Here is a 13,826-nt window from a genome sequence, read left to right on the forward strand (position 1 = left end):
GGCCCGCCTTCAGCACCCGGTCCTAGGATCGGGTCCATGACCGAACCGCGCGTATTCGAACTCACCGCACAGGACATGACCGCCGTCCAGATGCAGCGGATCCTGCAGCTGAGGGTGTCTGTGTTCGTGGCAGAGCAGGGGATCATCTGCGAAGAGGTCGACGACCTGGACCGGGCCGAGACAACGGTGCACCTGTGGCTCGAGGTGGAGGGGGAGCCGGTGTCCGTGCTGAGGCTCCTGTTGGACGGTCCCGTGGTGCGGATCGGCCGGGTGGCCACCCACGCGGGGCACCGTCGTCGCGGGTATTCGGAGCAACTCATGCGCGTGGCGTTGCAGCGCGCTGCTGCCACGGGCCGACCCGTGGAGATCCACGCCCAGGCGTACCTGGAGAACTGGTACGGGAAGTTCGGATTCGAGCGCACCGGTCCGGATTTCCTGGAGGAGGGCGTGGACCACACCCCCATGACCTGGCGCGGTGAGCCGCAGGCCGTGGACGCGTGACCGCGGGGGAATTCGTCACCGGCCTCTTGGAAGCCAGGCCCGCGTCCCCGGCCGACACCTGGATCCTGGTCCTGTGCGCTGCGGCGGCGGTGGCCATCAGCATCCCGCGGGGTACGTGGCGCTGGTTCGGCCTGGTGGTCACCGTGGTCCACGAACTCGGGCACGCGCTCGCCGGACTGGTGACCGGCCGCCGCATCATGACCATCCGGATCGAAGCCGACCACTCCGGCGTCACACATTCCATGGGGCGCGGCGCATCCGCCATGTGGTCGACATTCTGGGGTTACCCGTTCCCCGCGCTCGTGGGAGCGGCGTGGACCGCAGCCGTCGGCGCCGGGTACTGGCCTCTGGCGGCCGTGGTTTCCGCCCTGGTCCTGGTCGTCTCCCTGGCCGTGATGCGCGGGTGGCTCTCGTGGTTCGTCACGACGACGACCGCGGCCGCCCTGCTGGCTCTTGCCTGGTTCGAGGTGGCGCCCGGGCGGTGGTTCATGCTCGCCGTGGGAGCGGCGTTGTGGATCGGCGCGTTCCGGGCCTGGCTGAACCTGACCCGGGCCCATCTTGCCGGCCAACGGCGTCGCCGTCGACCGCTGGCATCCGATGCGGCAATCCTGGCCCAAGCAACAGGGGTGCCCGCCGGGCTCTGGCTGGTGGCTCTCCTGGCCGTGATCGTCCTGTGCGGCCTGTGGATCGTCGGGGCTTGGGTGTGAGACGGTCTCTCCTTGCTGGGTGCCAGACAGTCCCGCCAGTACCGGATCGTTGGCCGAAACATGTTTTGACGAGCCGTTCTACGGAACTACCGTGATGACCAGTATTTTCCCGGGGAAAGGCGCTTGGCATGTCGAAACACGTAGAAGAGTGGGTGGCCGCCACACCAGTACCCCACAAGGCGCACCAGCCTTCTGCAGGGCTCGGCCGCAACATCCAAGGCAATGAGAACTGGGACGGAAAGGTCCTGAGTTTCGAGGATTTGTTCGTCCAATTACCGCCAGGTGGAGGTCCCGTTCTGGGTCAGGCAACGGTGGCATTGCGTGGTGTTCGCCGTTTGGCCAACCCTGGGGGTGGGCCACCTCTTTATGCGCAGCGTCGAGTGGGCTGGGTAGCCCAGCGCGATCGTGTGGTCGTTGTCGAATCACATCGACGGGTTGAGGCACGCGCCGACGGCAAGTTCCGCGCTGTGGGTGGGTGGGCGCCCGCCACCGTCGAACTCCTGGATGCGAGTAGGCTCCCGGACCGCACCCAAGGGGAAATTCCGGACGATTCCATCAGCGGGAACCGGGGAAAAATGCAAGGGGCAACGGGAGCGGCCACTGCCACGGACAGGCAGGCCACAGACGAAATTCTGGTCACAGGACGGGATGCCCTGCAGTACCTGCCCCACGAGATTCGTCTGGGGGTCTCGCAGGCGATTCCTTCTCCTGAATTCCATGTGGGAGGCGCCGTGCGATGGACGGATACTCAAGGGCAAATCAGCCGCCACGAGGTCAACTTAATGGCCATGCAAGGTCAGCGCGCCGTCGTCGTGATGGCATCCACACAGGGTCGTTCGGGGTGGTGGCAGGCCGACCAGATCACGTACGACTTTGTCCGCCCCGTGGGTGAGGCTCTTCCAGGCGTGACTGCTGCGGGTGCGATCGGGCGGTGACTGCGCAAGACCACTATCAGGTTCTCGGCGTTGCCCGAACCGCTTCACAAGATGAAATCAAACGTGCATACCGCCGTGCCATGCGGAGGAACCATACGGATGTCGGTGGTTCAGCCGAGGAAACCGTAAAGATCAACCTTGCTCGCGACACGCTGGCTAACCCTCTCAAGCGCAAGGAATACGATGCTGCGCTTGCCTGTGGCGAAAAGCCGGAGCCCGGTCAGGCCACGAAGCCCAGTTCCCAGGAACCCAAGTCCGCTAGCCCCGCAGCAGACCCGCCACCAGCGTCTCGACCTTCCTGGGGGAGACGCACAAGTTGGGACGGTTCAACTCCGCCCAAGGGTCAGCAGCGACGCATGCGACGTCCGGTAGGACACCATTCACCGCAGCCCGGCACGACTGAACCGGGCGGAAGTCATTGGCGCGACGCCCCTGGTTCGGTGGCACCCGACATCAACGACGTCACCTGGCCCGCGACGGAGGGGCCGATCCGCGTGTCCAAAGGGCGGCCCAAGTGGCTCCAGATGTCGCGGCGCACGACTTGGACGGTTGCAGCGATCATGGCTTGGACGGTGTGGGCCCTACTCCCACTTCTCCTCAGTGCGCTCGCCGCACTGGTAACTCCCCCGGACGTATCAGGGCTCTCGGGTGGCATCTCATTTCTCGTCCTGATGTGTATCCCCCTGGGCGGGATCCTAGTCACGAGGGGCGGGTGCCTGGGTAATGGATTTCACTTCCTCGGAGCGTTGTTGGGGCTGGCCATCGTGGCGGGAGCACTGCTTGGTGATTCGTCACTGAGCAATGTCGTGGTGGCCATCTGGGTGGGCATCGGGCTTGTTCTCTACTTGGCTGCCGGTCGGCTCTGGGCCAAACCAGGACCGCGTCTTCCGCGCGATGAGGCCATTCACGAATCTGACTTGCTCAACCACTCCCACTGGGGCCAGATGCCTTTGTCTCCACTGGTTGGCGATCCCGGACTCGATGCAGCCTGCCGGTATGTGTCCCATCTGATTCAGCAGCTTCGGACTCGGATACCGGGGGTGCGCTACGTCTTGCGTCTGGGAACGGGTGAGCATGACGGGGATACTCGGATTGTGCCGTTCGCCGTTATTGCACACAGACGGATTGCGTTGGTGTACGCCACTGTGGCCACCAACGGCACCGTGTCCTGGGACAGAAGGTGCGTGGTGGAACAGGCGCCTAGTGGCAGCCGCGATGTGATCCTGGAGGACATCACCGCCGTTCCTGGGCTAATTCGGCGGTTCTTCCCGGAAGCTCGAGTTCGCACCTGGGTGGTTGTCGTTCCCTACCCGGGGGCGCGTCCGAGCGTGCCAGCTCAGCGTGGCCCACACGCCATATCCCTGGTGGACGGGGCTGGCTTCCTGGAGTCCTGCGGTGCTTGGCTCGCCAAGGGTGAGACGGCAGTCGTTCGTCAGGACTTGGTGAGTCGTCTTGCACAGCTGAGTCGTCCATTGTCATGGACGTGATCACTCTGTCGTCCAGTGTCCTACTGCACCGGGCTCCCCGGCCCCAAGGGGATCCCGAGCGCGATCCAAACCAGGAAGAACAGGAACCACACCACCAGCAGGGCTATGGACAGCGGCAGCGTGAGTGACAACAGGGTTCCGATTCCGGCCTGGGGGAGGTAGCGCTGAATCATGCCCAGCGTCATGGCGAAGAAGGGGTTGAGCGGCGTGATGATGTTCGTCGTCGAATCGCCGATCCGGAACAGCATCTGAGTGGTCTCCGGGTTGATGCCCAGGTACATGAACATCGGCACGATCACGGGTGCCGTGAGCGTGTACTGCGCTGAGCCCGAGGTCACCAGGAGGTTCAGCACGGCGACCGCCAGCACCACACCCGCGAAGAGAACCACGGTCGGGACGTCCCCGCCTCCTAGCCACTCGGAGCCACGGATCGCCAGGACCGTGCCCATGTTGGTCCAGGCGAAATAGGCGATGAACTGGGCGGCCGCGAAGAACAGGACCAGCAAGGGAGTGACGTCCTTGAGGCCTTGTGCCATGAGTTCGGGCACGGCTGCGGGATGACGGATGGTTCGTGCGGTCACCCCGTAGGCCACGCCGGCGATCAGGAACATGAGGCCGATCGGGCCGGAGATGTCGGTGATCAATACAGAACTCAGTGTGCCCAGTTCCGGGTCCTGACCTGCCAGCGGAGAGAACGGTACGAACAGCAGCAGGAAGTACAACGCGGTGAAGACAGCGACGGCCACACCGGTTGCCTTGATGCCCTTGATCTCCAGGGGCGTGTAGACGCGGAGATTCTCCTGCGTCAGGGTGGGGCGATCGCCGTCGTCAATGTCCGTGGTGCCGCGCGCCTCGGCCTCCTGCTCGGCACGGTGGATCGGCTCGGTGAGTTTGGTCAGCAGGAACTCCGTGACCAGGGTGATCACGACGGCGAGCATGACGGCGGAGGCAGCAGAGAAGAAGTAGTTCGCCACTGGGGAGACCTGGTACTCGGGATCCACCAACTGGGCCGCCGATGTCGAGATCCCACCCAGCAATGGATCTGTGAGGTTCACCAGCAGGGAGGCGTTGAACCCGGCCGAGGAGGCGGCGAAGGCCACCACGCCACCCAGCACGGCCGACCGGCCGGCCGCCTTGAAAGCGGCAGCCCCCAACGGGATGAGGACCACGGTGATCGCATCCGAGGCGATGGATCCGGTCACGCCGGCCAGGGCCAGAACGAAGGTCAGCCAGCGGGCGGACACCTTGGACACCACCACGCGAAGGGCGGTGTTGATCAGCCCGGAACCCTCCGCGACGGCGACCCCCAGCAGGACCGTGAGCACCACACCGAGGGGCGGGAACTCGACGAAGTTGGGAACCACCCCTTCGACGATCTGACGGAACCCAGGCGCGTTGAGCAGACTCGTGATCGTGACGACGTCCCCGCTGGCCGGGTCCGTGGCCGAAACGCCCAGGCGGGCCAGGAGCTCGGAGAGCAGGATCACCACGAAGGCCAGGATCACGAAGATCCAGAAGGGGTGCGGCAGGCGATTGCCCACCCGCTCCACCCAGGTCAGCGACCGGGCCAGGAGACCGCCCGGTCCGGCTCCTCGGTTGAGTGCAGATGTGTTGGACGTGGCCATGACAGTCACCCAGACGTTGAGAGGCAATTGCGTGCGTCTGCACGCAGCTTCCGTGGGGACGACCGTATCAGTGCTGATGAACAGGGGTGAGAAACCCTCGAGGCAGGTCAAGCCGGGCTGATCTCCCCGGCGAAAATTTCTCGAGAAGAATTTGCAGAACTCGCGTCACGATTTCCCGGGTGCCCCGTCTAACCATCGAGAGCCGCACAAGGTTCTCGCACCATCGGTGCAGGAGAGATGCAGTTGTCCCTCGCCACGGCGAGGTTGACGCAGCCGGTCCGAGTGGGTGGCGGTGGGCACCGCGACTGATACCGGGCCGGTGGTCGAGGCGGTTGGGGCCGCCTCGACGCGGCGCACGGTCAGGCAGAGGCCGGGCGCTGGGCCCGGAGGCGTGGGACCTGGGAGAGGGGTCCGCGCCTCCGGGTTTTTCCAATGGCCTGGGGCCTCCTGGGTGGACTGACGCTCAGTCCTGTGCTGACCGTTGATCCGGCAGCCGTGCTCCCGAAGCCGTGTCGAACAGGTGGATCCGGTTCGGAGCGGGGGCCGCCCAAACGGTTTCACCGGAGGCGACCCGGCTCCTTCCCGCAGTTCGTACCACGATGGTGTTCGCAGACGACGCCTCTTCCTCAGATGTCTCGGCCTCCACTGCGGACGAGTGTGTGGTCACGATCTGGTTGGCCATGGTGACGGGAGCGAGCGCCCCGTAGAGGTAGGCATCTGCCCCCAGTTCTTCGACGACGTCGACGCTGATCGGCAGCCCTTGGCCCTCCTCGCCGACCTTCAGGTCCTCGGGACGGATGCCGATGGTGACTTCGTTCCCCGTGACAGCCGCACGCTGATCCTCGGTCAACCGGATCTTGGTGGAGCCGAGTTGGAGGACGCCGTCGTTGTCCGGGGTGGCCCGGAAGAGGTTCATGGCCGGTGATCCGATGAAGCCGGCCACGAATTCGTTCGCGGGGTGGTCGTAGAGTTCGGCAGGCGTGTCGACCTGCATGAGCAGCCCGTCCTTGAGCACCGCGACGCGGTCGCCCATGGTCATGGCCTCGGTCTGGTCGTGGGTCACGTACACGGTGGTCACCCCCAGTTTGCGGGTCAGCGACGCGATCTGCGTACGGGTCTGAACACGTAGCTTGGCGTCCAGGTTGGACAGCGGCTCGTCCATCAGGAACACCTGCGGAGAGCGCACGATCGCCCGCCCCATGGCGACGCGTTGGCGCTGACCACCGGACAGGGCCTTCGGCTTGCGGTCCAGGAATTCGCTGAGGTCCAGGATCTTGGCCGCTTCCTCCACCTGCCGGCGGCGTTCGTTGGCAGGGACCTTGGCGATCTTCAGGGCGAACCCCATGTTCTCGGCCACGGTCATGTGCGGGTAGAGCGCGTAGTTCTGGAACACCATGGCGATGTCCCGGTCACGGGGATCCACATCGGTGACGTCCCGCTCACCGATCCGGATCGATCCGCGGGTAACGTCCTCCAATCCGGCGAGCATGCGCAGCGTGGTGGATTTGCCGCAGCCGGAGGGGCCGACGAGGACCAGGAATTCGCCGTCGGCAATCTCCAGATCGAGATCGGAGACCGAGGGGCTGTCGGCCCCCGGGTACTGACAGGTCACGCGGTCATAAGTGACTGTAGCCATCGTGATGTCTCGCTTTCTTTCCCGGCAGGTACGCGCCGGACGATCCGTTGGAAAGAGGGTGTGGCGTGGGCCACATGATCGACTATACATCTGGCGGCGTTGAATGGTAGAAAATGTTCGAAAATTACTTGGTTCTTGCGGCATCAGATTGCGGGTCTGCCCCTGATTTCAGGGGTTGAGAACACCGGGGGTCTGAATCAGGGCTCGTGTACGCCCCACGTGTGGGGGCGGTAGGGTGTTGTACCGAACATGGATGTTCAACGGTTATGTTCATTTGATCGCAGCGTGCCTGTCGGTCAGACAGACTTCGCGGCGGAAGGTAGCGGCTGTGGAACCCGACGGCGGGCCCAACGGGCCCCTTCAGCAATCGACCTGCGTGCCATCGGCACAGGCCCCGGATCACGACTGGTATCAGCGGCCCAACGGTGATGCTTCGGCGCTTCCGCCGCGCTCCCACCTGGTGGCTGACTCGCCGGTCCTGGCATTGGGCGGACAGTGGGAGTTCCGCAGTTTTGCATCGGCGGAATCGGCTCGCCGGTTCTGCTCCTGGCCGGATCCGCTGCCCCCGCTCGGTGAGTCGATCACCGTGCCTTCGCACTGGGTGCTGGACCGGCTGGGTGATCCTCAGGTGCACGGCAAGCCGTGGTACACGAACGTGAGGTACCCCTTCCCTGTGGATCCGCCCAAAGTCCCCGATCGCAACCCCACGGCTTGGTACCGGCGGACGTTCAAGTTGGCAGAACTCGTGGGCGACGGGCGGCCCGTACCTGGACTCGGCGATCGCTTGATTCTTCGGTTCGAGGGCGTGGAATCCGCTTACCGGGTATGGGTGAACGGTCAGTGGGTTGGTCAGGCGATGGGGTCGCGCCTGACGCACGAGTTCGATGTCACCGACGCCGTCCTGGCGCGCGAGGAGGCCCTCGGTTCGTGCACCGGCTCCGCCGATTCTGCTGTTGCAAATCCAACAGCCGTCGAACACGAGATCTCAATGCTGGTCCATCAGTTCAGCGCGGGCTCCTACCTTGAGGATCAGGACCAGTGGTGGCTGCCGGGGATCTTCCGCGGCGTCAGCTTGCTGCTTCACCGGCCGGGCGACGTGTGGGATGTTCACGTCGAGTCGGATTGGGAACCGGCCACCCGCGCGGGGCGCTTACGTTTTTGTGTGGAGGGTGACCCGAGTGCGTTCCCGGTGGCCGCAGAGATTCGACGTCCTGATTTCCCACCTGTCTCGGTGTCCATCGGCGGTGACCAGCCGGTCGACGTCGTCCTGCCCGATGCTCACCCGTGGTCGCCTGAAAACCCTGCCCTGATCGACGTCGACCTGACCACGGCAACTGGCGCGACCGTAGGTCTCCGTGCGGGCGTCAGGCGTGTCGGGATCGACGACGACGGCGTGCTGCGGGCCAACGGCGACGCCTTGCGATTCCGCGGGGTCAACCGACACGAATGGCACCCCGAACGTGGCCGAGCTGTGACGGTCGAGGACACGCGGCGTGACTTCTCGACCATGGTCGACCACCACGTCAACGCGGTTCGGACCAGCCATTACCCACCCGCGGCTCACGCCTTGGACCTGGCGGACGAGATGGGTCTGTGGGTGGTGCTCGAAGGCGACCTGGAGACCCACGGGTTCGTGACAGGGGACTGGGCCGGTAACCCGAGTAACGACCCGGCATGGCGTACCGCCATCCTGGACCGAACGGCTCGAATGTGGCACCGGGACAAGAACCACCCCAGCGTCGCCATGCTCTCGATCGGCAACGAATCCGGGACCGGTGCGAACCTCCGGGAGGCAGCGGACTGGTTGCGCGCTCGCAGCGAGTTGCCGGTGCATTACGAGGGCGATGCCGACGCCGCTTACACGGACCTGCACTCGCGGATGTACGCGACGCCCACGGAATGGGCGAAGCTCGCATCAGGCCTGCCGCGCCCGGCATGGGGCCCGGCCACCGCGGCCCGAGTCGTCAAACAGCCGATCGTTCTGTGTGAGTACGCCCATGCCATGGGCAACGGGCCGGGCGGACTGAGTGACTACGAGCAAGTTTTCCGTGCACACCCCCGTGCGTGCGGCGGCTTCGTGTGGGAGTTCAAGGACCACGGACTGCGTGTAGCCGCTCCGAGTGGGGGAGAGCGGGTTGCGTACGGCGGCGATTTCGGCGAACTCGAGCACGACGGCAACTTTGTGCTCGACGGTCTGTGCTTCTCGGACGGCAGCCCGAGCCCGGGCATGACCGAATACGCCGCCGTGATCGACCCGTTGTGGATCGAGCGCGACGACTCCGGAGTGCACATCGGCAACGGGTACGACCATTCGCGGCTGGAAGACGTGCTCGTCGTAGTCACCCGCGGGCAGGAGCCGGAGACGTCCACCTTTGAATACCGAAGGGCGCAGCTGGTTCCCGGAGACAGGCACCTGGTGGTGATCGCCCCGGCGCGTCCCGGTGAGCAGATCAGCGTGGAGGTACGCGCCGACGTCGTGTGTGGCGGGAAATGCGCGTCACGTACCCGTCGTGAAGTCTGGTCCGGTCCCCTGCCTGGGGCGGCGCAGGTCGTTGGGAAATTGTCCGTCGAGCAGTGGCCCGAACTCGTACGTGAGGCACGACTGTCCGTGTGGCGGGCACCCACCGACAACGACGCCGGTGGCATCGAACCGGCCAGGGAGAGGTTCGGTGACGACCCTCGTGTGGACTGGGACGCCTGGGCCGGGACGGACCCTCGGGACCGGATTGACGGGCGTGAGCCAGGCGCCGTGGTGCCGCTGGCCGACCGCTGGAAGGCTGCGGGCCAAGACCGCCTGATGTCGCGACGGAACCGAGAAGACGAAGAACACTCCCAGCACGCCGTGCTGCAGAGGACCTGGCGGCCCGTCGGGGCAGTGTCACCGCGGCGGACCGGCCATCTGCGCCTCGCCTGTGCCGAGGAGGCCGACGGTTCCGGACTCCTGGAGGCGGTGATCGACCTTGACGAAGGTCCCCGACCCGGGCGGATCGGTGTCGAGTTGAACCTGTCCGTGGACACTTCGGGGACGGTCGAGTGGACAGGTGGCGGACCCGGTGAGGCTGCCCCTGACTCCGCACGGGCCTCCCAGTTCGGGCAGTGGGCATGTGCGGCGACAGACCTGACCACGGTCTACCCCGTGCCGCAATCCAGTGGCGAGCGGAAGGACCTGCGGCACCTGCGAGTGCCACTGAGTTCCGGCGAGGTCGCGGAGATCCAGGTCTTGGCGGTCGAGCTGGACGGGCGGCCTGCTCCGGAGGGTCTCTGGTGGGCGCTGAGCCCGTGGACGGATCGCCAAGTGGCGCGGGCAATGCACGCGGATGAGCTGCCGGACCCCTCCACTGTCGCCTCTTGGACACTGCACTTGGATGCGGCCTACGGCGGGCTGGGGAGCAGATCATGCGGCGTCGGCGTCGCGCCGGCAGCCCGAATTGAGGCCCGTCGTGCCCGGATCGTGGTGCGGCTCAACGGCTGGAGCTAGAAGGTCGACAGACCTGGTTGCCCGGTGTTCGCTGCGGGGGCGGGCACAAGCTCGCCTCCGCAGCGCACACCGCGGATCGCTACTGCTCCTCGGTGAGGAACAGGTCGTTGATCGCCCCGTTGATCGGGTCAAGGACTTCTCCCGACGGTGGCCGGTCGGACCAGATCTCCTGGAATGCGGGTGTGGTCAACGCGGTGACATCCGCGCCGTGGCTGGTGATGGGCAGGTAGAAGGTTTCACCTTCGTCCACCGGGTCCGTGAAGGCCGAGGTGTCAAAACCCTGCTCGGTCCAGATCTCCTCCGTGCGCGCCACCGAGTCGTTGCGCGCCGGGAACACCACTCCGGCTTCGGCCACCACGGACTGGCACTTCTTGGAGCCCAGGAAGGCCACCCACTCGGCTGCCACCTCCGGGTCATCGGCGTCAGACGAAATCGAATCGGCCAGACCGTTGATCACGGTGGGTGCCGTGCCGTTGGGGCCTTCAGGCATGCGGGCCGTGCCGATGTCGAATTCCTCTGAACCCGCATACGCCGGCACCATCCAGGACCCGTCGGCCACCATGGCCACGGATCCGGACATCAACTGGCTCAAGGTTCCGTCGTCCTGGTTGAACTGCCCGTACTTGGGCATGTAGCCCTTGTCCGAAAGCCCGAAATACCAGTCCAGGGTTTCGTGCAGGGCGGGGTCGTCGTAGTTGTACTCGGTGCCCCACAGGGGTTGGTCGGTGGCTTCCCACCCGGCGCCGTTGGCGAACGGCCCCCACTGGCCCTGACCGGAGTTGCCACCTCCGGGGTCGGACAGGCCCAGGCCGTAGACGGCCACGTTGTCCTTGTCGAACCCGGGCTCGTCGCCGCGGACACCGTTTTCGTCCACGGTCAGGTGGGCCACCATGTCCTCGAAGCTCCCACCGTCCTGGGGGTTCCACTTGAGGTTGCCCAGTTCATCGGGCGTGACCCCGGCCTCCTTGAGCTCGGTGTCGTTGTAGAACAGGGCGATGGTGTCCCAGTCCTTGGGGCTGCCGTACTGGTGGCCGTCCGCGCCGGTCCAGATGTCCATGAGCCCCTCGGCGTACTCCGATTCCTCCTGGCCCGCAGTGGCTTCCTGCTCGTCCAGAGGCATCAACACCTCCAGATCCGCGTACTGCGGATAGCGGGACACATGGTTCACGAACACATCCGGTCCCGTGTCGGCCAGGAACCCGGCTGTGAGCCGCTGCCAGTAGTCGTCCCAGCCGGTCTGGGTGATGTTGACCTTGTACTGAGGATTTTCCTTCTCGAACAGGTCCGCGCACTCCTGATAGGCGGGAAGCTGCTGGGTGTCCCACATCCAGTAGTCGATCACGTTGCTGTCGCCCTGTTCCTGGCCGCAGCCACTGAGGAGCAGCCCCGCCGTCGTGGCAATGGCGGCGGTACTGAGCCACCGCGACCGGGAGGGTCGAGTGCGTCGTGAGCCGGGGTCCGAGGTCGACAGGGGTCGGCCAGTGCGGGTGAAAATGCTGTATTTCATGGTCCGAAGTCCTTACTTGATGCCCGAGAAGCCGATCGAGTTCACGATGCGGCGGGCGAACGCCATGAACAGGAGGAACATGGGCAGCGCCGCGATCAAGGACGCCGCCATGAGCCCGGCCCAGTCGGTGCCTGACTGCGGGGACTGGGCGCGGAAGACTCCGAGCGCCACCGTCAGGACACGTGACGAGTCGGTGTAGGAGACCATCAGCGGCCAGAAGTAGTCGTTCCACGCCGTCATGTACGTGAGGATCGACAGGGTCGCGATGGGGGAGGCGGCCAAGGGGAGGATGACCTTGAAGAAGGTCCCGATTCTTGAGGCACCGTCCAGGCGGGCAGCCTCTTCGATCTCCATCGGGATGCCCATGAAGAACTGTCGCAGGAAGAACACGGCGAACGGGGTCATGAACATCGTCGGCAGTGCGATGCCCAGGACGGTGTCGATCAACCCCAATTGCTTGATCAACACGAAGTTCGGCAACAGCGTGAACACGGTCGGCACCATGAGCCCCGCCAGGAACAGGGCAAACACCTTGTCCCGGCCCTTCCAGCGCAGGCGGGCGAACGCGTAGGCCGCCATCGCGGAGAACAGGACCTGGCACACGGTGACCAGCGTGGCGACCATGACCGAGTTCAACAGGTAGCGCCAGAAGTTGAGCTCGGCACCCGAGCCACCTTCGGCCAAGGCCTCGTCGGTCGACTGCATCCCCAGCACGCGTTCGAAGGCGCCCGTGGTGAACTCGGGTGGTGTCAACGAACCGGGTTCGCTGAGCAGCCCGGGGTTCGTGGACAAGGCTGTTCGCAGAATCCAGTAGAACGGCAGCATGGTGATCAGCAGGATCACGATCATGACCGCCCACGCCAGGACCTTGCCCGGCGTCGGCAGCTTGCGTCGTCGTCGAACCTCGGCCCGCTCGGGCGGGTTCGTCAGGGGCTCAACGGAATCCGTGGGTGTGACGGGTGTCGTGCTCATGGCTCAGCTCCTTCCTGTCCGGCCGTTTCAGCCCATGTCCGACGTGTCCGCGCGGGACAGGCGGTACTGGATGACGGTGATGATGCCCAGAACGATCAGCAGCCCCACGGACATCGCGGAGGCGTAACCGAACTGGAAGCGGTCGAAGGCCATGTCATAGATGTACAACTGCAGGACGTTCGTGGCGTTCGCGGGTCCACCGGCAGTGGTCACGGCCACGGTGTCGAAAACCTGGAACGAGCCGATGATGGTCATGATCAGGACCAGCGCCATGATCGGTCGGAGCAACGGCAGGGTCACGGAGAAGAAGGTCCGGACCTCACCTGCCCCGTCCAGGCGGGCGGCTTCGTACACGCTGGCCGGCAGGGTCTGCAGCCCCGCAAAGATCAACAAGGCCGTGTATCCCATGTGTCGCCAGACATTGACCAGGGCGATCGTCGGGATGGCCCATGCGCTGTCCGTGAAGAAGCCGATGGGGTCGATCCCGAGCCAGCTCAGAATCTGATTGCCGACGCCGAACTGCGTGTCCAGGATCCAGACCCACACCAGGCCGGCCACCACGTTGGACACCAGGTACGGGGTCAGCACCAGACCGCGCAGCAGGGTTGACTGGGTGAGGCGGTACATCAGCAACGCGATGATCATGGCGACCACGGTCTGAATGCCGATGTTGAGCACCACGTAGTAGACGGTGGTCTTCATGGAGTCCCAGAAGATGGGATCCGCGATCAGCCGTCGATAGTTGGCCAAACCGACGAACTCGGCCGGGGTCAGCAGGTTGTAGTCGGTGAAGCTCAACCAGATTCCACGGATCAAGGGCCACAGCAGGAAGACGCCCAGGCCAAGCGCCGCGGGGGCGATGAACATCAGCGCCACGCGGGTGTCGTCGCGGCGCTTTCGAGGCGGCGATTGAGCCTCCGTGGCGGTGCTCGACGATGCCCGGGGCCCTGTCGAGGGCGATACAGCGGTCATGACTTT

General features: G+C 65.1%; 10 protein-coding genes. 5 read left to right on the top strand and 5 right to left on the bottom strand.

Going from position 1 to position 13,826, the window contains the following annotated elements; translation table 11 throughout:
- The first annotated feature begins 36 nt into the window (after nt 1-36).
- The 4 genes from EDL96_RS12295 (at nt 37) to EDL96_RS12310 (ending at nt 3,630) form a co-directional block, all read left to right on the top strand.
- Nucleotides 37-501 (top strand): GNAT family N-acetyltransferase, encoded by a 465-nt coding sequence (locus EDL96_RS12295; protein ID WP_199732613.1) that lies wholly within the window; start codon nt 37-39, stop codon nt 499-501.
- Nucleotides 498-1,208 carry a M50 family metallopeptidase gene (locus tag EDL96_RS12300; protein WP_123826538.1) on the top strand — a complete coding sequence of 237 codons (711 nt, stop codon included), beginning with the start codon at nt 498-500 and terminating at the stop codon, nt 1,206-1,208. The genes EDL96_RS12295 and EDL96_RS12300 overlap by 4 nt, the downstream gene beginning before the upstream one ends.
- Nucleotides 1,209-1,336: 128 nt before the next feature.
- Entirely contained in the window at nt 1,337-2,143 is an 807-nt protein-coding gene (locus EDL96_RS12305; RefSeq protein ID WP_123826539.1) for a hypothetical protein, read from the top strand.
- Entirely contained in the window at nt 2,140-3,630 is a 1,491-nt protein-coding gene (locus EDL96_RS12310; protein ID WP_123826540.1) for a J domain-containing protein, read from the top strand. The genes EDL96_RS12305 and EDL96_RS12310 overlap by 4 nt, the downstream gene beginning before the upstream one ends.
- Before the next feature lie 20 nt (nt 3,631-3,650).
- Here EDL96_RS12310 and EDL96_RS12315 read toward each other — a convergent pair whose 3' ends face one another.
- Together EDL96_RS12315 and EDL96_RS12320 are read right to left on the bottom strand one after the other, a co-directional pair.
- Nucleotides 3,651-5,255 carry an AbgT family transporter gene (locus EDL96_RS12315; protein WP_123826541.1) on the bottom strand — a complete coding sequence of 535 codons (1,605 nt, stop codon included), beginning with the start codon at nt 5,253-5,255 and terminating at the stop codon, nt 3,651-3,653.
- Nucleotides 5,256-5,718: 463 nt separating this feature from the next.
- Complete coding sequence (locus EDL96_RS12320) at nt 5,719-6,891, bottom strand: ABC transporter ATP-binding protein (protein WP_123826542.1); 1,173 nt, start codon at nt 6,889-6,891, stop codon at nt 5,719-5,721.
- Between the two features lie 376 nt (nt 6,892-7,267).
- On the opposite strand from EDL96_RS12320, the gene EDL96_RS12325 reads away from it, so the two are divergent.
- Complete coding sequence (locus EDL96_RS12325) at nt 7,268-10,369, top strand: glycoside hydrolase family 2 TIM barrel-domain containing protein (RefSeq protein WP_158609615.1); 3,102 nt, start codon at nt 7,268-7,270, stop codon at nt 10,367-10,369.
- Between the two features lie 79 nt (nt 10,370-10,448).
- On the opposite strand, the gene EDL96_RS12330 is transcribed toward EDL96_RS12325, so the two are convergent.
- From EDL96_RS12330 to EDL96_RS12340, 3 genes are read right to left on the bottom strand one after another with little or no spacing between them, the layout of a single operon-like run.
- Nucleotides 10,449-11,876, bottom strand: coding sequence for an ABC transporter substrate-binding protein (locus tag EDL96_RS12330; protein WP_123826544.1), 1,428 nt, complete (start codon nt 11,874-11,876; stop codon nt 10,449-10,451).
- Nucleotides 11,877-11,888: 12 nt separating this feature from the next.
- Complete coding sequence (locus EDL96_RS12335; protein WP_123826545.1) at nt 11,889-12,848, bottom strand: carbohydrate ABC transporter permease; 960 nt, start codon at nt 12,846-12,848, stop codon at nt 11,889-11,891.
- A 27-nt stretch (nt 12,849-12,875) separates the two neighbouring features.
- Nucleotides 12,876-13,820: a carbohydrate ABC transporter permease gene (locus tag EDL96_RS12340; RefSeq protein WP_123826546.1), complete on the bottom strand. Its 945-nt coding sequence runs from the start codon at nt 13,818-13,820 to the stop codon at nt 12,876-12,878.
- Nucleotides 13,821-13,826 lie beyond the last annotated feature (6 nt).

This window comes from Kocuria soli, from assembly GCF_003797835.1.
In the GTDB taxonomy this organism is placed as follows: Bacteria; Actinomycetota; Actinomycetes; order Actinomycetales; family Micrococcaceae; genus Kocuria; species Kocuria soli.

What these genes read in the sequence shown, in the direction of transcription:
- EDL96_RS12305 (WP_123826539.1), top strand. Translation starts at nt 1,337, where the DNA reads ATGTCGAAACACGTAGAAGAGTGGGTGGCCGCCACACCAGTACCCCAC.
- EDL96_RS12340 (WP_123826546.1), bottom strand. Translation starts at nt 13,820, where the DNA reads ATGACCGCTGTATCGCCCTCGACAGGGCCCCGGGCATCGTCGAGCACC.
- EDL96_RS12315 (WP_123826541.1), bottom strand. Translation starts at nt 5,255, where the DNA reads ATGGCCACGTCCAACACATCTGCACTCAACCGAGGAGCCGGACCGGGC.
- EDL96_RS12330 (WP_123826544.1), bottom strand. Translation starts at nt 11,876, where the DNA reads ATGAAATACAGCATTTTCACCCGCACTGGCCGACCCCTGTCGACCTCG.
- EDL96_RS12320 (WP_123826542.1), bottom strand. Translation starts at nt 6,891, where the DNA reads ATGGCTACAGTCACTTATGACCGCGTGACCTGTCAGTACCCGGGGGCC.
- EDL96_RS12295 (WP_199732613.1), top strand. Translation starts at nt 37, where the DNA reads ATGACCGAACCGCGCGTATTCGAACTCACCGCACAGGACATGACCGCC.
- EDL96_RS12335 (WP_123826545.1), bottom strand. Translation starts at nt 12,848, where the DNA reads ATGAGCACGACACCCGTCACACCCACGGATTCCGTTGAGCCCCTGACG.